Raw genomic sequence first — 22,397 nt, forward strand, 5'->3', positions numbered from 1 at the left:
TATGAAAATTTTAATAATTCAGCAGAAGATGATTGGAGACGTATTAACCTCGTCTATTTTATTCGAAACGATTAGAAAACAAAATCCTTCTGCTGAGTTACATTACCTTATAAATTCGCACACCTTACCGGTAGTGTTAAACAATCCGTACATCGATAAAATAATCGAATTTACACCTCAAGTTGAAAAGAGTAAAATAAAATTTTATAGTTTTTTAAAAGGAATCCGTAAAGAAAATTACGACGTAGTAATTGACGTTTATAGTAAAAACGCGAGTGCCCTAATCAGCTTCTTTTCACGAGCCAAAATAAGAATCGGTAAATCAAAGTCATACCTCAATTGGGCCTATACACACCCTATTGACTCTCAAAAGAATAGAAATAAAGGAATTCCGCTTGCTCAAGAAAACCGATTAAAAATGCTGGAACCTTTATTCAAAAATATCGATTATGATGTAGACCCTAAGATTTTCTTGAACGAAGAAGAAAGGAGCCAGCTAAAAATGCAATTAGCGCAAAAGAATATAAGTTTAGAAAATAAATTTCCTGTAATGGTAAATATCTTGGGCAGTTCTCCCGATAAAACTTACCCCCTGCCCTATTTGGCGCAGCTTTTAAATACGCTTAAAGCGGAATTTAATGAAATTACTTTCTTATTTAATTATATTCCACATCAAAGCAAATTTGTAGATGAATTAAAATCACATTGCCAGAAGCAAACCTTAGATTCCATAATAGATTTCTATGCTCCTAGTTTAAGAGAGTTTATTGTACTTACCTCTTTTTGTAAGGCTATGATTGGTAATGAAGGTGGCGCGATTCACATGGCTAAAGCAGTAAACATACCTAGTTTTGCTATCTTCTCTCCTTGGATTAGAAAAGAAACTTGGGGTAACAATGATTCAGATAAAAAACACACGAACGTTCATTTAAAAGATTTTAAGCCCGAATTGTTTAAGAATAAGGATAGAAAATTTTTGAAAAAGCATCAAAAAGAATATTATTCGCAATTCGAACCCAACTTATTGAAAAAAAACTTAGTTCAATTTATTCAAAAATCGATCAAAGCTTAATATGGGAGCAAAAAAATTACTCTATGGAATTTTAAAGAAAATGAAATTTCTCCCTCCAGAGATCTATATGCCCATTTACTATGAGTATTACTTAGGCAAGAAATTAGATTTGAAAAACCCAGTCGAGTTTAATCAGAAAATACAGTGGTTGAAGACCTACTATCACCCAGATATCCTCACCAAACTGGTTGATAAGTATGCGGTAAGAGAATATGTGAAAGAAAAGGTGGGCGAACACTTTTTAAATGATTTAATCGCTGTATACGACAAAGCTTCTAAAGTCAATTTTGATGAATTACCTAATCAATTTGTAATTAAAGGTGTGCACGGCTTTCACTTTAACCTCATCGTTAAAGACAAAACAAAGCTGAACCGAAATAAAGCAAGGTTTTTAATGAATAAATGGATGCATAAAAACCAATACTATCGTGGCGGACTTGAATGGGCTTATAAAAATGTACCTCCCAGATTAATTGCAGAAAAGTACTTAGAAGAAATGGACAAAGATGTAATCTTAGATTACAAGTTCTTTTGTTTCAACGGCGTGCCTAAATTTGTTCAAATAGACCTTGAACGCGGGGTAAACGATCAACGTGCTTTCTATGACTTAGATTGGAAAAAATTAGACTTGCATAAAAAGTCCGTCAAAATTTATGAAGGTGAGTTAGAAAAACCCGATAATTTTGATGAAATGATTCAGGTGGCGACTAAATTGGCAGATAAATTCCCTTTTGTAAGGGTTGATTTATACTCGATAAAAAACAAAACTATTTTTGGAGAAATGACATTTTATCCTGCCGATGGAAGAAGTGACTTTCACCCTGCTCATTACAATAAAATTCTGGGAGATATGATAAAACTACCCGCATTACCTGAAAATAAGAAAGAAATAAAAGAGGTTTAATTGGTGTTTTTTTGAATACCAAAGGCGGTCCACTTTGACTTTTTATTTTTAGTAGTCGCTCTGATGGCAAGATTTTTATTTATAGACTCGGGTGTTTTATAACCGCGCGGATGATCAAGATGCACACAAATGGCAGAATAACGAATTTGTTTAGATTTTATGCCGTAATTAAATAAGCGCTCACCCAACTCACGATCTTGCCCCCCGTATTGCATGCGTTCATCAAAACCATTTACCGCCAATATATCTGCTTTCCAACCACTGGCATTATGGCCATTCCAACTGGCATTGGTTGGTGTAATAAAATTTAGAATGGCATTTAGTTTATTGTTAGCCCGCAACTTAGTATTTTTAAAAGATGCTTTGAGTCCTCGAGCTTTTAACCACGCTACATCAAAACAGTGTTGTTTAAAAATATCCTCTTTAGTTATTAACTCAGATATAGTCAAGGGTAACATAAAATAACCGCCAGATAAAAAATATCCTTTTTCCCTGTAAGCTAAGTGCTGACTTACAAAATCTTGTCTTGGTATGCAATCACCATCAGACATTAAAATGTAATCGCTGTCACAAGCCAGAATCGCTTTGTTTAAAATTTTAGATTTTTGAAATCCTTCATCTTCTTGCCAAATGTGTTTTATTTCATAAGGTAACTGGCCTCGCATTTGCTCAATCAAGTCAAATGTTGGTTTTTTAGAGCCGTCATCGGCTAGTACCAGTTCAAAATTATTTAAATCTTGGCAAGCATAACCCCAAAGCACTTTTTCAAGCCACTTCTCGGAATTGTAAGTACTAATAATAACCGATATTTGAGGTTTTAATGACACGTATGCTAACTAAATCTTTTTTAAACGAGTCAAAAATAAACATTTCACTTAGAAAATTATAGCTATTTATAAAAAACCCTAAAAAAACGCAACCTTTTTTCGTTTACTTCATCTAGAGGTAGAGCCGATAGAATATTTTTTTGCTAAATGTTATCTTAGGCTTTAAATAAATTCTATTTTTGCCCCTTAGTATAAAAGTCAGTCACTTTTTTGGAAAAATTAACAGCCATAATACCTACTGGAAATGAACTTCACAACATTGATGAGGTTATTCAATCTGTTCATTTTGCCGATGAAATCTTGGTGGTTGATAGTTTTAGCACGGATGGAACTTACGAAAAAGCAAAAAAATTAGCCAGCCGTGTTATCCGAAGAGAATATAAATACTCTGCTTCACAGAAAAATTGGGCAATCCCTCAGGCAAAAAATCAGTGGATATTACTGGTAGACGCAGATGAGCGCGTAACCCCGGAATTAGAAAAAGAAATAAAGGCTATTCTCGCTAACCCACCACAAGACGGTACGGTTGGTTTTTGGATTGGCAGAAAAAATCACTTTATGGGTGAACCCGTAAACCATAGTGGTTGGAGAAACGATAAAGTAATTCGCCTATTTAAACGAGATTTTTGCCATTACGAGGACAAAAAAGTTCACGCCGAAATTATAGCCAATGGTAAATTAGGGAAGCTAAAAAATAAATTTTATCACAATACCTATATTTCTTTAGACCAATATTTAGAGAAGATGAATAGGTATGCTTGGTGGCAAGCTAAAGATTATGATAAAACAACTGGAAAACTTACCGCTTACCATTTTGTCATTAAACCCTTATGGAGCTTTTTCAAGCATTATTTTATACAATGTGGTTTTCGCGATGGCGTAGTAGGTTTTATCATTGCTTACATCAAAAGTTATACGGTAGTAATGCGATACGCTAAAGTATGGTTATTACGTAAAAACCGAAAGTGATTCTGAATTACTTCCAAAACTTAATTTTCTTTTTTATTCTTTTTTTTCGCTTGAATTTAGCTTGAAAATCTTGAGTTTCTGCCCACATCTTTTCAAAAACCACATCAAAAGGTAATTGCATACATTTTGAATATTCATCACTCATTAGCTCTACCATTTTTTTATGCGTGGTTAATCTAGCAAAATTTTTAATGCGTTCGTCAAGGCTTAAGGGTTTAAATAGCATCCGGTTAAGATCTACCAAATAAAAATTAGGTTCACCATCTTCAAGTTTAATCAGGGTGTTACCCGGCGAATGATCAAGAAAAAGTATATTATTCTCGTGTAGCTTAAAGGTAAATCGGGTAAAAGCTCTTAAAATTTCCTCATAATTAGGAATAGTAAAATCTTTTGTAAAATCGCGATAAGTATAGTCTGCCTCAATATGCTCACATACATAATAACTTTTGCCAAAACTAAGCAAGCTTTTGGCTTCTAAATAAGCTAATGGCTGCGGGGTTCCTAGGCCTTTTTCTTTTAAATGCTGTGCATATTCAAAAGACCTTTGCGCTTTACTTTTTCTAAAAAACCGGTAAACTACCTTGTTAATTAGATTTGGAATTTTAAAGGCTTTTACATTGAGAGTAATTCCATACTCGGTCTTAAAACACTTAATTTTATTTCGATCTTGGTTACCTAACTCAGTACCCTTTAAATCAAAATTCTCTATACAGGAGTAAATGATTTCTTCGGGTAAAGGCAAAGACGGTGTAAAATAAGCTTTCATTTATTTAACTTTGAATATAAAAAAAGATTTATGATTTAAAAGATAACGCCAAAAAAATCTAACTTTACCTAGACAAATAATTCTAAGTGTAAAATAATAAAATTCAAATAGGCTTTTCGCTTAAATTCATATTATTATTATCATACTAATTTAAAATAGTAAGTTTGCAACATAGTTTTTCTTTATGAACACCAAAACCATTTATGTTTTACATAAAAACGGAGCTGACAATCACTATATTGGCTTAAAACAACTTCTTCAAGAAAACGATATAGAAATTAAATTCAGAGAATTTTCTATTTTTGGGAAGTTATTTAAAAGCTTGATTAAAGGCAAACCTAAGCTTTTAAAAAAACAAATTATAAACCTAATCTTTGTCGCAAAATTACTGATTAGCAAAAATAAAAAAATAGTCCTTGGCATCGCGCCTTTTGATGATAAATTAAATCGATTATTACCTTTGCTTAAAAGACATAGCGTTTATTATCATACTTCTTGGACCTGTTGGGATAAATCTTTTAATCCCAAACAAACCAAAAACAAAAAAACCTATACTACGTGGCGCCGGTTTTTAGAACATAAGGCAAAACATATTTTTTGTGTAACCAAAACAGCAAAAAACAGTTTATTAGCTAACTACCAATTAAAACCTGAGAAAATAAGCGTTGTTTACCACGCGGTGGATAAGGCTTTCTTTACGGATTTTAAAACCGAAAAAAAACAGAATTCTTTTGTTTATGTGGGGCGACTGGTACAGGAGAAAGGACTAGTAGAAGTTTTAGACTTTTTTAAAGAAAACACAACCATACAATTAACCATAATCGGACGTGGCAAGCTGGGAAATTTAGCCGAAGACGCTGCAAAATCATCAGAAAATATTTATTATTTAGGAGGCATAAGCGATAAATCAAAATTAGCTGAAATTTTAAGCGATCAACAATATCTTTTGCTCAATTCTAAAAAAACTAAAAAATGGGAAGAGCTCTTTGGTATGGTGATTATTGAAGGCATGGCCCAAGGTCTAATACCTATAAGCAGTAATCATTCTGGCCCATCAGAAATTATCAAGAAAGAAATTGGTCTCGTCTTCCCCGAAGGGGAATTAAATTCGACCCTATCGAAAGTGATTAACGCAATCCCGAATCCGAAAAAATCAGCTTTAGCTAAAAAAGAAGCTCATTTATTTAATTTACAAAACATCTCAAAAAAATGGAAACCAATCTTAACCTAGAATCAATTGATGTTAGTTGTATTATAGTAAATTATAACACTACTACTTTCACCATAGATTGCGTAAAATCCATTTTAAATACGGAGCAATCTTCGCTTATTTATGAAATCATTATAGTTGATAATGCGTCCTCTTTAGAAGAATACAAACTGCTAAAAAAAGAAGTAGCTTCTATAGATAATGATAAAATAAAGTTATTTCGAAGTAAGAAAAATACTGGTTTTGGAGGTGGAAATATGCTTGGGGTGCAAATGGCTTCTCCATGCCAGTATTATGCTTTTATAAATAATGACACCTTGCACCTTTCTAAAAACACCTTGCAGGAATTAAAAGCCTTTATGGATGAAAACCCGAGTATTGGTATATGTTCGCCCCAAATGCTAGATCAAAATAAAAATTTTAGGGTTACAATAGATCACTTTTCATCATTAGGGAGAGAAATTTTAAGACGGCCCATATTAGAGACACTTTTTCCAAAACGTTATTTAAACCGAAAGATTTTTTACGATAAACCCACTCGTGTAGATTATGTACAAGGATCTTATATGTTTACTCGTGCAGAAGAATTTAATGCCATTGGAGGATTTGATGACAACATGTTTCTTTACTACGAAGAATCTGATATTTCTTTGCGACTTTTAAAGCAACACAACGCTAGTACTTTTCTTTATCCGAACCTATCTTACATTCACTACAAAAACGCCAGTACAAAAAAAGGTATTCATATAAAAATAGAGCAAAAAATTTCTTTGTTATACTATACGCGTAAACATCATGGCTATTGGCAACATAAAATATTACTCCTCTATTATATTCTGCGTTATTTTTTCACTAGTCTGGTGAAACCTAAGTATTGGAGATTATTCTTAACCCTCTTACAAGGGGCACCCTTAACTAAATCTTTAAAGCAAACACAAAAAATTATAAATCTTCAACAATAAACCTTGCGCTTTAAGGAATTGACACTTAATTTTTAACCGGTCTAATTTACGTATTTGAAAGCAGAGGTAATTTTAGCAGCTAGCAAACTAAATTTAGAAATATATTCTCTAAAATACCATCTCAAAACCGGGCCTAAAATTCTTTAAAAAAAAACTTAAAAACGCTAGGCTATTTATAGGTTTTGAATGTTTGTCGCAAAATAAATAGTAACTTTGCCAAAAGGGTTTTTGACTACTTAATATAAAAATATGATTGAAGAAATTAACAAGGTTTTAGGGGTTTTAAAAAAGGGCGGAATTATTTTATATCCCACCGATACAGTTTGGGGAATAGGTTGTGATGCCACCAATGCAGACGCAATAGATAAAATTTATGCCCTGAAACGCAGGCAAGAAAGCAAAGCTTTAATCTGCTTGGTTTCAGATTTCAAAATGCTAAATCAATATGTTGAAGAGGTACCAGAAGTAGCTTATGATATTTTGAAATATGCTGCCAAACCAACCACCATTGTTTACGATCAACCCATACGTGTAGCTGAAAACGTTGTAGCCGATGATAATACCTTAGGTATTCGCGTTTGCAAAGAAGCATTTTGCAATAAATTAATTCGAAAATTAAAAAGACCTTTGGTTTCCACTTCGGCTAATGTAAGTGGCCAGCCCAGCCCTAAATCTTTTCAGCAAATAAGTCCAGAAATTTTAGAGGGAGTCGACTATGTCGTAAATTTGCACCAACATAAAAAAAACAGTTCGCCTTCGGCTATTATTAAATTAAGCCAGGACGGAAAAGTGAAAATAATTAGAAAATAAGGCTTTATTTTCTCTACCTATGAATGCAAAACTACATACCGTGACAAAATACCCCGAAGCATTAATCCACCCTATTTTTTCTTATATCCAAGAAGCGGCAGAACGCCTAGAGTTAGAAACATTTGCTATTGGCGGATTTGTTAGGGATTTCTTTTTAGAACGCCATGAAGCTAAAGATATAGACATTGTATGTGTAGGCAGTGGTATAGACTTGGCACTAGAGGTCTCAAAGTTATTGCCTCATAATCCAAAAGTACAGGTTTTTAAAAATTATGGTACCGCCATGTTGCGTGCTTACGATTTAGAAATTGAATTTGTAGGAGCCCGTAAAGAATCTTATGCTCAAGATAGCAGAAACCCATCGGTTTCAAAAGGCAGTTTAGAAGACGACCAAAATAGACGTGATTTTACAATTAATGCTTTGGCGTTGCAATTAAACAAGAATAATTTTGGAGCGCTTTTAGATCCTTTTCAAGGTTTACAAGATTTAAAGAAAAAGATAATACGCACGCCCCTAAATCCAGACATTACCTATAGCGACGACCCGTTGCGTATGTTAAGAGCCATTCGTTTTGCTACGCAGTTAAATTTCAAGATTGAAGATTCTTCTTTACAAGCTATAACCAAAAATCACACTCGAATAAAAATTATAAGCAAAGAAAGAATTGTTGATGAACTTCATAAAATTTTGAGCGCAGAAAAACCTTCGATAGGTTTTACATTATTGCACCAAACTAAATTACTACAACTCATACTCCCAGAATTAACAGATTTACAGGGAATAGATGAAAAAGAAGGGCAGACTCATAAAGACAATTTTTGGCATACCCTTGAGGTGGTAGATAATATTGCCCCGCACACCCAAAATGTTTGGCTACGCTGGTCGGCTTTACTTCACGATATCGGCAAAGCCCCAACCAAGAAGTTTCATAAAAAAAACGGTTGGACATTTCACGGTCACGAATTTGTTGGAGCAAAAATGGTCTTTCAATTGTTCAAAAGGTTAAAAATGCCTTTAAACGACAAAATGAAATACGTACAAAAGCTTGTTCTTATGTCTTCGCGACCAATAGCTATTGTTGACCAAGCGGTAACCGACTCTGCAGTGAGAAGACTGGTATTTGATGCTGGTGAAGATTTAGAAGATTTAATGACCTTATGCGAGGCAGACATAACTACCAAAAACCCAAAACGATTTAAAAAGTATCATAACAATTTTAAAATTGTTCGGCAAAAAATCAAGGAAGTTGAAGAACGCGACCACGTGCGCAACTTTCAACCCCCGGTATCTGGAGAGGAAATCATGAGGACATTCGCTTTAAAGCCTTCCCGTGAAATTGGTATAATAAAAAGTGCTATTAAAGAAGCTATTCTTGACGGAGAAATACCTAATGAGTATGAGGCCGCTAGAGATTTTATGATAAAAAAAGGTGAAAAGTTAGGTTTAAAAAAAGTATCAAATCAAAACGAATAATCGGTAACTTTAAAAATGAGAAAGAAAGATAATAAAAGAGTAATTTACTGGCTTTTAACTGGGTGCTTATTATTATTTATAATGGTTATGGTAGGTGGAATTACTCGACTTACCGATTCTGGACTATCGATGTCTAATTACAAATTGATTGGAGGTACAATTCCACCAATCACCGATGCAGAATGGCAAGAAGCATTTGAATTTTACAAGCAATTCCCAGAATACAAAGCCTACAATACCCATTTTGAATTAGCCGATTTTAAGGCTATTTATTTTTGGGAATGGTTTCATCGCGTATTAGGTAGGCTAATAGGTTTAGTATTCATTATACCGTTTCTTTACTTTCTATTCACCAAACAACTCAGTAAAAAAACCATTCAAAAATGTATAGGCTTATTGGTTTTAGGTGCATTTCAAGGCTTTTTAGGCTGGTATATGGTAAAAAGCGGTTTGGTAGACCAACCCGATGTGAGCCATTTTAGACTGGCCGCACATTTAACCACTGCTTTTATAACCTTTGGTTTAACCCTTTGGGTTGCTTTAGACCTGATTTATCCGCAAAGAAGAGGTCCCAATAAACCCATCAAAAACTGGCTGATTATAGGAATCGTTATTTTACTCATTCAGATTATTTATGGTGGTTTTGTAGCTGGATTAAAAGCTGGACTGCTGCACAACCACTGGCCAATGATGAATGAGGGCCAATTTATGCACCATACCGTTTATCTTTTGGAGCCTTTCTATAAGAACTTTATTGAAAACCCAAGTGGAATACAATTTATACACAGAACACTAGCCTATGCCGTGGTATTGGTTATTCTAATTATTTGGTATAAAACCAGAAAAATGAATTTAGAAGCACAACAAAACATAGCCATTAACACCTTGCTTATTTTGGTTATTTTTCAATTTATCTTAGGGGTGCTTACTATAATTCATAAGGTGCCACTTGCTTTAGGTTTAGCTCACCAGCTGGGAGCCTTTTTACTCATTTCAAGTATGACTTTCGCCTTACATAGGTTTAGTAAATAAATAAAAAAGACTATCTTTGCAAGCCAAAAAATTCACCCTATGGTATATAAATTTAGAATAGTTCTTGACACGTTTGATGATGTTTTTAGAGATTTAGAAATAAAAGCCTCCGATAACTTGGAAGATTTACACAATACTATTGTGCAAGCCTTTGGATTTGATGGCACCGAGATGGCAAGCTTTTATTTAAGCGATGAAGACTGGACGCAGGGGGAAGAAATTGTGCTTTTTGATATGAGCGAAGGCACAAATGAAGTGAGAATGATGAATGAAACTCGCCTCGATAGCATCTTATCTCAAAAGCAAACCAAACTTATTTATGTATACGACTTTTTTAGTATGTGGACATTTTATGTTGAGTTAGCTGATATCACCCAAGAAGACGAAGAAATAGATTATCCTAATTTATTATTTGCCCAAGGGCAGCTACCAGACAGTCCACCCGAGAAGCAATTTGAAGCTGACCCAGATCCTAAACAAAGAGAAGAAGATACTGATTTATTTGATGAATTTGATGATTTTGATAATCTAGACAACCTAGATGATATTGACTATAACCAGTATTGGAACTAATTTTTTTTTTGCTTTAAGCGGAAAACCACTAAACTAAAATATAGTAAATGATAAACTTATATAGCGCTCAAATCGAAAGTCTATCGATACACCGAGTAGGAAATAAAAGCAGAAACGAAAGTCTATTTCTTTCCCAAAACCCTTTTCAGCTCAACGATGAACTCAATGCGTTGTTAAAAGAATATTTTCTTAAATCTTTTAGAGAAAAAGAAGAGACGTATTATCAATTTAACCATGATGTAGATTTAGAATATCACGATTTATTTAAAGCGGTGAGTCAAATTTTTGACAATCCTGGTAAGGCGCATGAGCAATCACAGAAAATAGCTCAGTTATTGTTTAATGAAGGTAAACATCCGCACATTAAAAGTGGTGAGTTATACGTAGTTCATTTTGAAAATTTGATGCTGGATAATGAAAAACTTGATGGCGTAGGTATTTTTAAATCTGAGTTGAAGCATGATTTTTTACAATTTGATGAGAATCAAGGAAACTTAGAAGCTATTTTACAACAGGGCGTTAATTTGAATAAATTAGATAAAGGCGCCCTAATTTTTAATAAGAACAAAGAGGAAGGTTATAAAATTTTAAGTATAGATTCAAATAGGTATGATACAAAGTATTGGTTAGAGCAATTTTTGTCGGTAGACGTATTTGCAGATGAAAACTTTAATACCAAAAGCTATTTAAAGTTTTGTCAAGATTTTGCTAAGGATGTAGTTTTACCGGCCGAAGACAAACAACAAGAAGTTTTGTTTATGAATCGAGCGGTAAATCATTTTGCCAAAAACGAAAACTTTAAAGAAGATCAATTTTTAAATGAGGTGCTTGAAAATCCAGAGTTAATACCTGAATTTCAACATTATAAAACCGAAAAAGCACCTAAATATAAAATCGAAGATTTAACCGAATTTCCTGTTTCAAACACAGCGGTAAGTGCGGCCAGAAAGAAAATAAAAAGTGTAATTAATCTAGACACTAATGTACAAATTAAGCTAGATTTTATAAACCCAGAAAGCGCCGAGAAGTTTATTGAAAAAGGCTGGGATGAAGAACGGCAGATGTACTACTACTTGGTTTACTTTAACAAAGAGGATAAAAAATAAGAACACAAAAAAACCAACTTTTCAGTTGGTTTTTTTATTCAAAATTCTTCGAATTCTTTACTACTTATATCTTGGTAGTTTCTTTTTACAAAGTTAAGTGCTGTTTTTAAGATGTGCCCCATAGATTTAGCCCGTTTAAAACTAATATCGTTTGAAAAATTCATCAACTCTCTTCTTAACTGCTTTACATTTTCTCGGGTAGAAATTTCATCGGCAATCATACAGCGTATCAATTGTTTGTACCTTTTTTGCGTAATTATTAATCTTTTGGCCACTTGGCTACGTTCTTCTTTTTGATACTGCTCTATAGATGATTCTTGTAAATAATCTGCTACGAGCTTAACCATTGCATAATTTTCTTTGAAGAATTGTGGCCGATAAACCTTTAATTTGCCTTCAAAACATTGCTGATCAAAATCTATGGCTCGAATTTGATAAGCTACATGGTCAAAATCATGGGTAGGAATTACTACATAATTATAAGAACGCATATCGCCCAAAAGTCTTATGGTACAGCGCTCATTAAATTTCACAAATTGTTTGGCTATGTACGTTTTATCACGATCATCGCAGGTAGGAAGCATATCATTAATGAATACATCTCCTGGTATTCCGCTTATATGCTCTTCGATTAGCGTATCTCTATACACTAAAAATCCAATACGGTGCGGAGATAACAAGTGTTCAAATTCTAAACCATAGATTCGAGACGCATCTGCTTTCTTCACGTAAAAGTAAGTAACACTATCGTTTAAAATATTACGCACCTTGACTCTAAAAGGTTTCGAATTACCAAAGGTGCAGTAATCAATGGCGTCTATATTTAGAAATTTAAACGAATCATCGCTACCGTCTGAATATAAGATAGTATAAATCCGCTTTAAGCTGGTATCAATATCACTACGCTCGTGGTCTGGGTAATAACAGCGCACCCAAAGGGTATCTTCGTCGTTCTCATCATACACCACTATACTACCCGAAAAACGCAACAAATCTTCATAAAATACCGGAATTTTTGTACTTCTATTATATTTTACCAAATAGGCCTTTAGCCTTTCATTAATGGGAAATGCTGGTTTTCTTTTAGACATTAAACGATCTGACATGCTTATTTTTTTACCAAAAATACTAATCTTCGCAGTATAAATACGGTAACATTTATGTAAGTTTATCGTTTTATAAAAAAACAAAATATTGAATACAATACTTACTCTTGAGAATATAACCAAAACTTATGGTAAAATTACAGCGGTAAATCAGCTTTCTTTTACCATTGAAAAAGGCCACGTTTACGGAATACTAGGACCCAACGGAAGCGGTAAATCAACCACTTTGGGTATTGTGCTCAATGTGGTAAACGCCACTAGTGGTTCGTTTAAATGGTTTAATGGTGAAGAAAACACACATCAGGCGCTTAAAAAGGTAGGTGCGATTATCGAAAGGCCAAATTTTTATCCATACATGACCGCATACCAAAACCTCGCTTTGGTTTGTAAAATAAAAAATGTATCCACATCGGCCATTGATGATAAGTTAAAACTGGTAGGCTTACTCGATAGAAAAAACACAAAGTTTAGTGCCTTTTCTTTAGGGATGAAACAAAGGCTGGCCATTGCTTCTGCACTGCTCAACGACCCTCAAATTTTGATTTTGGATGAACCCACTAACGGATTAGATCCTCAAGGGATTCATCAAATTAGAGAAATCATTAAGACCATCGCAAAAATGGGCACTACCATACTTTTAGCTTCTCACCTTTTAGATGAAGTAGAAAAGGTATGCGACCACGTGGTAATTTTACGAAAAGGCCAAAAACTATATGCCGGCCCTGTACACGAACTAACAGCCAATCACGGTTATGTAGAGCTTAATGCTCAAAACACCCAGCAACTAATGGAGGTTCTAAAAGCCAACAACCTATTTGAGCGTGTAATTAAACAAGATGAAGATGAATTTATTACCGCCTTTTTATCTGAGCCCGCTAAAGCTGAAGAAATAAATGAGCTATTAATTGAAAAGGGCATCATACTTTCTCACCTCGTTAAACGAAAAGAAAGCCTCGAACAACAGTTTTTACAACTTACCAGTCAAAAAAACACCTAAGCATGAAAAGACTTTTACAAATTGAATTTCAAAAATTAAAACACAGCCGTTCTGCACGTGTTTTAAGTATAATATATTTCGCTTTATTTACACTCATTGCTCTATTTGCATCGATCCGCTTTAAGTTTGGAGGTATAGATTTTCAGCTGGCCGACCAAGGAATTTTCAACTTCCCTTACATTTGGCATTTCAACACTTATTTTGCTGCTTTTTTAAAGATTTTTCTAGCCATTGTTATTGTATCAATGATGTCTAATGAGTACAGCAACCGCACCCTCAAACAAAACCTTATTGACGGTTTAAGCAAAAAGGAATTTATCCTTTCTAAATTCTATACCGTAGTAGTTTTTTCATTAGTTTCTACCCTATTCATTTTTATTGTTTCGCTTATTTTAGGAATTATATTTTCAGATTACGATGAGTTAAGCATCATTTTTTCTGATCTCGAGTACCTATTGGCTTATTTTATAAAGTTGATTGGTTTCTTTAGCTTTTGCATGTTTTTAGGTATTTTTGTTAAGAAATCGGCTTTTGCTCTAGGTTTTCTTTTTGTTTGGTGGATTTTTGAAAATCTACTTTACGGACTTATTCGTTGGGAGATAGGAAATGAAGAAGTAGCAAGAAATATTACCCAATTTTTCCCTCTAGAATCTATAAGCAATCTCGTTAAACAGCCCATTTCTAAATTAAATGTTATACAAAGTACTGCTAACCAATTGAACACTGATTTACAATTTGATTCGAATGTTTACTTTTATCAAATCCTAATCGTTTTAGTTTGGATTTTTATTTTTGTGTGGGGAAGCTATGCTTTATTAAAACGCCGAGACCTTTAAAAATACAGATTTAATGAATTTACGCCTTGCCCTAGTTGTATCAATTGCACTTATTTTTAACAACTTAAATATACAAGCCCAAGGGCAAGCCAACAATTGGTATTTTGGCTACAACGCAGGTATAAACTTTGATAGTGGCACTCCTACAGCCATAACCAATGGTCAAATCAATACCTCTGAAGGTTGCTCTAGTATTTCAGACGCTTCGGGAAATCTTCTGTTTTACTCAGACGGTAGAACAGTTTGGAACCGAAACCACCAAATTATGGGCAATGCCGATTATTATGGCAGTACTGGGCTACATGGCGATCCTAGTAGTACAAGCAGTGCACTTATTGTACCTCACCCTGGAGATAAAGATTTATATTTTATTTTCACGGTAGATGAACCACACCACCAAAATGCTTTTGCTTACCCTAATCAAGGTCCAGCGAATAGCAACGGGACACCACAAGCCAATTACAGCGACACTAATACTGCTGTACCTGTAGCCGATGACGGTTTCAATAATGGCTTTAACTACTCCATCGTCGATATGAAGTTAAACAACGGATTAGGAGATGTAGTACCTGGTCAAAAAAATATACATTTAATAACCTATGATCAAAATGATCCTGAAGAAATAAAATATAAATGTTCTGAGAAGATTACGGCGGTTAAAGGGGCAGATTGTAGCAGTATTTGGGTGATTACACATTTTGTTGATAGCTTTTATGCCTTTAAAATAGATCAAAATGGCATAAACACCACTCCGGTAATCTCAACTATAGGTCCTAATATACCATTAAACGCCTACAGAAGAGCCGCATTGGGTTATATTAAAGCCTCTCCCGATGGTTTAAAAATTTTAACTGCGCATCATACCAAAACTTTTGATCAAAATAGTGGTGATGATTTGCCAAATGGCGGAGTATATTTTTCAGATTTTAATCCTACCACTGGCCAAGTTACTAGTAGTACTGCGCTTGTTGAAAATGTAAATCCATACGGCGTAGAGTTTAGTGCAAATTCAACAAAAGCTTATGCTACCGCTAATGATAATCTGGCAAATAAGATTTTTCAATGGGATTTAACTGCTCCCAATATGGCTGCAAGTATAAATGAAATTCTCATCACCACCTCAGAGCAAGCCACTGCCCTGCAATTAGGTCCAGATGGCAGAATTTATAAACCCGTTATTGGAGAGCCAAAATTGGCTGTAATAAAAAACCCAAATGCCGATTTCAATTCGCTTGAGTATACCGAAAGTACTTTTGATGGTGCGGTCCCTTTAGCTCAAAAAAATGCGGTTTTTGGATTACCTCCTTTTATTCAGTCATTTTTTGTAGATCGCATCAACATTATCAATCAAGATGATGATGAATTAATTACTAATATTAGTTTGTGCGCGTCCGAAAATTATCAATTGGCTTATCCCAATTTACCCAACGCGAGCTACTCTTGGTCTAAAAACGATTCTCCCCTTCCTACTGTTACGGGCAACAGCTTATTGGTTACCCCAGATTTGGCATTAGGATTTCCACAAACCCAAGAATATATTTTAGAAATTACCTTTAACGACGGGAAATGTCCCTTGATAGGAATTGCCAATATCACGTTTGAAGCTTTACCCGATATTCAAGATTATACTTATTTTCAATGTACCCGAACCAACCAACAGCCCGAATTTAATCTAGTCGAAATCCGCGAAAAGCTAAGCGCCGATTTTTCCGATTCCAATTTGGTTTTTGAATTTTATGAATGGGATAAAGACAATAACAAAAAGCTCATTTCTAACCCACAAAACTATACCCCCGCTAACCTACCTACACAGCTTGAAGTGCAACTAGTCAACACCCAAACCAGTTGTAGTAATCAAGCTACGCTAACCCTTGATATTGGTAATTATAATCTTATACCTATTCAACAAAATGTTTGCAATATAGATCAAAAAGTAAGTAAAGAGTTTAGTTCAATAGTAGAAGAAACTGGTATTACCTTTAATAATCCTAAATTTTACCGTACCGAAGATGAGGCGGCAAAAAAAATTAATCCGTACACAGAAGATAAAGTTGAAATAGTTAAGAATAACCTACCCTTTAGTATTTATTTAACCGACGACGAGGCTGGTTGCTCTGACATTTATGAAGTTAAATTTGAATCTAATACCAGCTTTAGTTTAGATGCAGATGAAGAAATTTTTTATTGTTTAGAAAATAGTCCCAATCCTATTAATTTATCGGTAACAGTCGATGCAGCCTCAGATAAAAAATTCACCTACTTATGGGAGCCCTCTGGCGAAACTACTCCTAGTATTAATACTGCAGAACTGACCACTCATATCGTACGGGTGACCGACGAAAATGGGTGTACCGAGAGTAAGAAATTCACCTTAGTTCCTGTTGGAAAAGCAAAATTCACGACCAAAGAAACGCACTTCTCTCCAGATAGTAGTATTCAAGTGATTTTAGATCCAGGAAATTCAGGCAGCTATCAATATGCGATAGAAAATCCTGAAGGGCCTTATCAAGACTCTCCTTTTTTTAACAATTTAGTCCCAGGAGTATATACCGTGTATGTCAAAAGCGAGCAAGGCTGCGGGATAACTTCTAAGAAAGTAAGTATTTTGGGATTAATGCGCTTCTTTACACCCAATGCCGATGGCATTAATGATAAATGGAGAATTCTTGGTAAATACGAAGACAACTTGCGCGGCACCGAGGTGCTAATTTTTGATCGATTCGGAAAAATGCTCTATCAATTTAATGCAGAACGTCCAGGCTGGGATGGCAATTATAACGGAAAGCCCATGCCATCTAATGACTATTGGTATATAATCAGACTAAAGAACAATAAAGAAATAAAAGGACATTTCACTTTAAAACGCTAGTCTATCTACATTTTTAACTATTTTTATATAAAAGTAGTTTATTATGAAGTTTTTTATATTCGCTCTAGCTTTTATTTTAAGTGGTTTTCACGGATTTGCACAAACACCTATAACCAAATTCCAACAATTCAACGGGCAATATGATTATCTCGCTATAGGAAATACCCTAAATGTTGTCGAAAATGAAAATTCTTCCAATTGTACTATTTTAACTTCCTCTTCGGCAAACCTCAACCTTAGCGCCAATCAAAATATTATTGCCGCTTATTTATACTGGGCCGGATCAGGTGCGGGTGATTTTAATGTAAGTTTAAACAACCAAAGCCTAAATGCTGATCGTACCTTTAATTATAACATCAATAATCTTGATTTTTTTGCTGCCTTTAAAGATGTGACTACCCAAGTTCAAAATACAGGAACAGGAAGTTACACATTATCTAATTTAGATTTAACCAATTTTATCAATAATGGTCATTGTAATATCGGCATGAATTTTGGAGGTTGGAGTATTATTATTGTTTATGAAGACCTTAGTTTACCTCTAAATCAAGTTGATGTCTTCGATGGTTTTGTTACCCTTGCCGCTACCGGCACCCCTTTGAGTATTCAACTAAACAATCTAAACGTCATAGACAATCAAGGAGCAAAAATTGGTTTTCTTACTTGGGAAGGTGATTCAGCACTAGCTGTAAACGAAACCTTGAAACTGAATGGCAACACACTCTCCAATAGTCTTAATCCCTCTAACAATGCCTTCAATGGCACCAACTCTTTTACCGGTGCTACCAACCTTTACAATATGGATCTAGATGTGTACGATGTTCAAAATTACATCAACATAGGCGATACAATGGCAAGTATAGAGCTTAACTCTTCTGCCGATATTGTTTTTGTAAGTAATATTGTTACCGTATTCAATAGCACCCTACCCGATCCTACACCAAGTTTTCTTGATGTGACACCACTGTGTAACACCAATACCATTGATGTAAGTTATAGAATTGCCAATACCAACGGTACAGATGTATTACCCGCAAATACTTCGGTTAAATTTTTTGCGAATAATACTTTTCTTAAAGAAGAGTTTACACCTATTCCCATTGCTGTTGGCGCATTTCAAGATTACACTACTCAACTGAATATACCCAATAGTATTCCGCAAGATTTTAATTTAAAAATTGAAGTCAATTTAGATGCTAATAAACAGGTCATAATTCCAGAACTAAATAGAAATGATAATACCGCAGAACAACCTACTAGTTTGATAAACTTATTTATTGCTCAGCCTCCAAAAGATTTAAAAGTATGCCAAGAACAATTCACCACACCAAAGGCTATTTTTGACTTTTCAACCAACCTCGCTTTGGTAAAGGGCGATCAAACGCAGGTAAAAGTTTCATTCTTTACGGATTTTATTCAAGCGCAAAACAATCAAAATCCTATAACTGATATTACTGCTTTTGAAAACACGAACAATCCGCAAGAAATTTATATAAGGTTAACCAGCCTACAAGACCCAGATTGCTATATAATCACTTCATTTACCATACAAGTTTACACCTTACCACAATGGAATCAACCGGCTGATATCGTTGTTTGTAATAACACCACTCAAGAAGAAGTTGGTATAGTTGATTTAACACAACTTGAATCTGAAATTCTATCCAATCCTTCAGCATACAGATTTTTATATTTCACAAATTTAGATGAGGCAATATCAAATACCAACCCCATTCCCCACCCTGAAGTTTTTGAAAACAATCAAAACCCAATGCTTATTTATATCAGGATTCAACACCCTGATTTTGAAGATTGTTTTGTGATTTTAGATACTATATTAGGCATAAAGCCCATAGCCATTGAAAATTCAGTACCGGTTACGCGCTGCGATTTAGGGTATAACCAAAATATATTTGATTTATACGATTTAGCACTGAAATTAGATCTAAAAGATAATGAAGAAATAGTTGATTTTTACACCACATTAGCTTCCGCGCAAGCGCAGGAAAATCCAATTAAAAATCCGTATACGCATCAGAATACCCAAAATCCGCAGGAAATTTATTTGCGTACAACTTTTGACGATCCCAACGAATGCCATAAAATATACCGCCTATTGATTGGCACCAAGCATTGCCCCCCCTGGATTCCTGAAGGTTTCTCTCCAAATGATGATGGAATTAATGATGTTTTTAGAATCAAAGGACTCTATACCGTATTTGAACGCTTTGAATTAAAAATTTTTTCGCGCTACGGAAATTTGGTTTATCAAGGAAATAATCAAACCCCCAATTGGGACGGTACTAGCAATGTTGGCTTAAACAATGTAGGGAAACAGTTGCCAACAGGCACTTATTTCTATGTGCTTAATTTAAATGACCCCGACTTTAAACCCATTAAAGGCTGGGTGTACTTGAACCGATAATTTAATTGATTTTTTAACCCGTTTATAGATTAACAAAAGACTATTTAGTTGTATTTTTGTTCCCCATTTTTAAACTGGTATTTTGAAATTTTTTCAATTTTTATTAATTCTTATTTTTTACCCGGTTTTTGGACAGAACATTAGTGTTCAAACCAATTTTACGCCACAAGAACTTATAGAAGACATTTTAATGGATAGCGGTTGCATTAGCAATGTTAATGTAACCAACGCTGTTAGCGGTAATTTTAGTGGTGGCGATTTGAGCTACGGGTATTTTACTAATAACAATTCCTCTTTTCCTTTTGCTAATGGCGTGGTAATGTCTACGGGAAGACTTTCTAATGTCCCAGGACCAAATACTTCCTTAAGCGATGATGATGCGCCCAACTGGGGTGGAGACAATGATTTAGAACAAGTGCTGAATGTTCAAGGAACCGTAAACGCCAGCATCATTGAATTTGATTTTACGCCCAATGCTAATCAAATTCAGTTTAATTATATTTTCGCATCTGAAGAATACCAAGAAAATGACCCCAACACCTGCCGATATTCAGATGTTTTTGCTTTTTTAATTAAACCTCAAGGGGGAACCTATACCAATATTGCTGTAGTACCAGGAACCAATACTCCAGTACAAGTAACTACGGTTCACCCTGCAATTCCTGGAGGTTGCGAAGCAGAAAATGAAGCCTATTTTGATCGCTTTAACCCAGCTAATGCCCCTATAAATTTTAATGGCCAGACCAAAACGTTGACCGCTACGGCAGATGTTATTCCCAACACAAGTTATCACATCAAATTGATTATCGCCGATGAAAAAAATTACCGCTATGATTCGGCTGTATTTTTAGAAGGAGGTAGTTTTAATATTGGTGCCAATCTGGGTGAGGATTTGGTGGGCGAAAACGGTTTATGTCCCGGAGAGGTGTACAGCCTTAGCTCCCAAAATACTGCTAATACCCCGCAAACTTATAGTTGGTATGCGGTACAAGAAAACGCTCCAGATATTCTATTAGCCAGCGGTCCCAATGAAACAAACTACCCCGTAAATCAAGCAGGTAGGTATAAATTGGTTTTAGATTATGGAAATGCTTGCATTGCCGAAGATGAAATTGAAGTGGAGTATATTGACTTTAAAGAAATTAACAACCAAACGCTGCTGGCTTGTGATACCGATGATGATGGTTTAAGTATTTTTAATTTGGAGTCTAGTATTGGTTTCATAACCAATAATAATGCCCTGTATAAGGTGCAAGCTTTTTATACCAGTCGACTAAATGCCGAGAACAAAAGTAATCCTATTACCACTACTACTAATTTTGAAAACACCCTCAAAAACCAAGTTATATTTGCGCGGGTAGAAACGGCCAGAGGATGTTATCATATTTGTGAATTGCGCCTTGAAACCACAGAAAATCCTAAAACTAAAATCAACTTAATTAATTGTCCTGATACCGAGGGTTCTGTAAAATACAATTTAGTAGATGCCACTACCCAAATCGAAAGCATGTTTAATGCACCAGGAAAACGGATCAACTACTATCAAACTGCAGAAGATGCTTTAAAAGGAGAAAACTCCTTACCCATTAATATCCAATTTAATGCTGAAGAATTGCCTTTAATTCTATTTGCGAAAATTGAAAACGCAACAACTTGTATTGGCATTATTGAAGTTGAATTATTAGCGCCCCCCCAACCTAATATTAAATCATATGAAGAAAAGGTATTGTGCGATGCAGTAGGTGAAATTACACTAATGACAAGGCTACAACCGTCAAATGCTTATCAATTTTTATGGAGTACAGGAGAAACGACGCCACAAATAAAAATACAAGAAATTGGTGAATATTGGGTAGAGGTTTCTCAAACCACCAACATTCGAGGGGAAAATTATACTTGTAAAAAAATAAAGGAATTTAAGGTAAAACCATCAAGTTTACCTCAATTGAGTTATCAACTGTTGCCTCCATTTGGTAGCGGCAGAATAGCCATTAAAGCTTCTGGAACGGGCAGCTATGCGTTTGCTGTTGACCAAAATCAAGACTTCTCCTCTCAATCAGCCTATACGCTTAGCTTGGGAGAGCATACCATTTATGCTCGTGATCTTTACGGATGTGGTACAGCAAGCATAAAAGTTAATATCCCAGGCTTTATGGCATTTTTCACTCCCAATCAAGATGGGTTCAATGACGTCTGGCGCTTACAAGGTATAAGTCGGCAAGACCCAAACATCGAGTATGTTTTGATCTATGATCGTTATGGTAAGCTAATTCATCAAATGAATCCTTATCAATATTGGGACGGTAACTACAACGGAAAACCTATGCCCTCTAATGATTATTGGTTTGTAATACAATTTAAAAATTCACGTAGTTTTAAGGGGCATTTAACGCTAAAACGTTAGCGGTTTTAGTATGTTTGAAGTGAATGAGTTAAAAAAATCCGCTTGACGGAAAAAC

The 22,397-nt window shown here is 34.8% G+C and carries 18 protein-coding genes; 15 read left to right on the forward strand and 3 right to left on the reverse strand.

What is annotated here, in order from left to right; all coding sequences use genetic code 11:
* Nucleotide 1 precedes the first annotated feature (1 nt).
* Both ACFSQ0_RS06035 and ACFSQ0_RS06040 read left to right on the forward strand, forming a co-directional pair.
* Nucleotides 2-1,072, forward strand: a complete 1,071-nt coding sequence (locus ACFSQ0_RS06035; RefSeq protein WP_379045610.1) for a glycosyltransferase family 9 protein — start codon at nt 2-4, stop codon at nt 1,070-1,072.
* A 1-nt stretch (nt 1,073) separates the two neighbouring features.
* A complete protein-coding gene (locus tag ACFSQ0_RS06040) occupies nt 1,074-1,976 on the forward strand; it encodes an ATP-grasp fold amidoligase family protein (protein WP_379045613.1) in 903 nt (300 codons plus the stop codon).
* Here the strand turns inward: ACFSQ0_RS06040 and ACFSQ0_RS06045 are convergent.
* Nucleotides 1,973-2,803, reverse strand: a complete 831-nt coding sequence (locus ACFSQ0_RS06045) for a glycosyltransferase family 2 protein (RefSeq protein ID WP_379045616.1) — start codon at nt 2,801-2,803, stop codon at nt 1,973-1,975. The genes ACFSQ0_RS06040 and ACFSQ0_RS06045 overlap by 4 nt on opposite strands.
* A 210-nt stretch (nt 2,804-3,013) precedes the next feature.
* On the opposite strand from ACFSQ0_RS06045, the gene ACFSQ0_RS06050 reads away from it, so the two are divergent.
* The gene (locus ACFSQ0_RS06050; protein WP_379045619.1) at nt 3,014-3,772 is read left to right on the forward strand and encodes a glycosyltransferase family 2 protein; all 759 of its coding nucleotides are present in this window, start codon (nt 3,014-3,016) and stop codon (nt 3,770-3,772) included.
* A gap of 7 nt (nt 3,773-3,779) precedes the next feature.
* Here ACFSQ0_RS06050 and ACFSQ0_RS06055 read toward each other — a convergent pair whose 3' ends face one another.
* The gene (locus ACFSQ0_RS06055) at nt 3,780-4,538 is read right to left on the reverse strand and encodes a lipopolysaccharide kinase InaA family protein (RefSeq protein WP_379045622.1); all 759 of its coding nucleotides are present in this window, start codon (nt 4,536-4,538) and stop codon (nt 3,780-3,782) included.
* A gap of 184 nt (nt 4,539-4,722) precedes the next feature.
* Here ACFSQ0_RS06055 and ACFSQ0_RS06060 point away from each other — a divergent pair, with 184 nt between their 5' ends.
* From ACFSQ0_RS06060 to ACFSQ0_RS06090, 7 genes are all read left to right on the forward strand, one after another.
* Nucleotides 4,723-5,769, forward strand: a complete 1,047-nt coding sequence (locus tag ACFSQ0_RS06060) for a glycosyltransferase family 4 protein (protein ID WP_379045625.1) — start codon at nt 4,723-4,725, stop codon at nt 5,767-5,769.
* The gene (locus tag ACFSQ0_RS06065) at nt 5,748-6,710 is read left to right on the forward strand and encodes a glycosyltransferase family 2 protein (RefSeq protein ID WP_379045628.1); all 963 of its coding nucleotides are present in this window, start codon (nt 5,748-5,750) and stop codon (nt 6,708-6,710) included. The genes ACFSQ0_RS06060 and ACFSQ0_RS06065 overlap by 22 nt, the downstream gene beginning before the upstream one ends.
* 249 nt (nt 6,711-6,959) lie before the next feature.
* A complete protein-coding gene (locus tag ACFSQ0_RS06070) occupies nt 6,960-7,520 on the forward strand; it encodes an L-threonylcarbamoyladenylate synthase (protein WP_379045631.1) in 561 nt (186 codons plus the stop codon).
* Between the two features lie 19 nt (nt 7,521-7,539).
* Entirely contained in the window at nt 7,540-8,994 is a 1,455-nt protein-coding gene (locus ACFSQ0_RS06075) for a CCA tRNA nucleotidyltransferase (protein WP_379045634.1), read from the forward strand.
* Nucleotides 8,995-9,009: 15 nt separating this feature from the next.
* On the forward strand, nt 9,010-10,026 hold the full coding sequence (locus ACFSQ0_RS06080) for a COX15/CtaA family protein (RefSeq protein ID WP_379045637.1): 1,017 nt from the start codon (nt 9,010-9,012) through the stop codon (nt 10,024-10,026).
* A gap of 39 nt (nt 10,027-10,065) precedes the next feature.
* Entirely contained in the window at nt 10,066-10,599 is a 534-nt protein-coding gene (locus tag ACFSQ0_RS06085; RefSeq protein ID WP_379045640.1) for an IS1096 element passenger TnpR family protein, read from the forward strand.
* A gap of 47 nt (nt 10,600-10,646) precedes the next feature.
* Nucleotides 10,647-11,705 carry a nucleoid-associated protein gene (locus ACFSQ0_RS06090; protein WP_379045644.1) on the forward strand — a complete coding sequence of 353 codons (1,059 nt, stop codon included), beginning with the start codon at nt 10,647-10,649 and terminating at the stop codon, nt 11,703-11,705.
* A gap of 38 nt (nt 11,706-11,743) precedes the next feature.
* On the opposite strand, the gene ACFSQ0_RS06095 is transcribed toward ACFSQ0_RS06090, so the two are convergent.
* A complete protein-coding gene (locus ACFSQ0_RS06095) occupies nt 11,744-12,811 on the reverse strand; it encodes a hypothetical protein (RefSeq protein ID WP_379045647.1) in 1,068 nt (355 codons plus the stop codon).
* Nucleotides 12,812-12,899: 88 nt separating this feature from the next.
* Between ACFSQ0_RS06095 and ACFSQ0_RS06100 the strand changes: the two genes are divergently transcribed.
* The 5 genes from ACFSQ0_RS06100 to ACFSQ0_RS06120 all read left to right on the forward strand — a co-directional run bounded on the left by ACFSQ0_RS06100 (nt 12,900) and on the right by ACFSQ0_RS06120 (nt 22,342).
* Nucleotides 12,900-13,808: an ABC transporter ATP-binding protein gene (locus ACFSQ0_RS06100; RefSeq protein ID WP_379045650.1), complete on the forward strand. Its 909-nt coding sequence runs from the start codon at nt 12,900-12,902 to the stop codon at nt 13,806-13,808.
* Between the two features lie 2 nt (nt 13,809-13,810).
* Nucleotides 13,811-14,644, forward strand: coding sequence for an ABC transporter permease (locus ACFSQ0_RS06105; RefSeq protein ID WP_379045652.1), 834 nt, complete (start codon nt 13,811-13,813; stop codon nt 14,642-14,644).
* A gap of 13 nt (nt 14,645-14,657) precedes the next feature.
* Complete coding sequence (locus ACFSQ0_RS06110; protein ID WP_379045655.1) at nt 14,658-17,513, forward strand: T9SS type B sorting domain-containing protein; 2,856 nt, start codon at nt 14,658-14,660, stop codon at nt 17,511-17,513.
* Between the two features lie 43 nt (nt 17,514-17,556).
* A complete protein-coding gene (locus tag ACFSQ0_RS06115; protein ID WP_379045658.1) occupies nt 17,557-19,938 on the forward strand; it encodes a gliding motility-associated C-terminal domain-containing protein in 2,382 nt (793 codons plus the stop codon).
* An 82-nt stretch (nt 19,939-20,020) separates the two neighbouring features.
* Nucleotides 20,021-22,342, forward strand: coding sequence for a T9SS type B sorting domain-containing protein (locus tag ACFSQ0_RS06120; protein WP_379045661.1), 2,322 nt, complete (start codon nt 20,021-20,023; stop codon nt 22,340-22,342).
* The last annotated feature ends 55 nt before the right edge of the window (nt 22,343-22,397 follow it).

The sequence above is a fragment of the Mesonia sediminis genome, from assembly GCF_042684705.1.
GTDB lineage: Bacteria > Bacteroidota > Bacteroidia > Flavobacteriales > Flavobacteriaceae > Mesonia > Mesonia sediminis.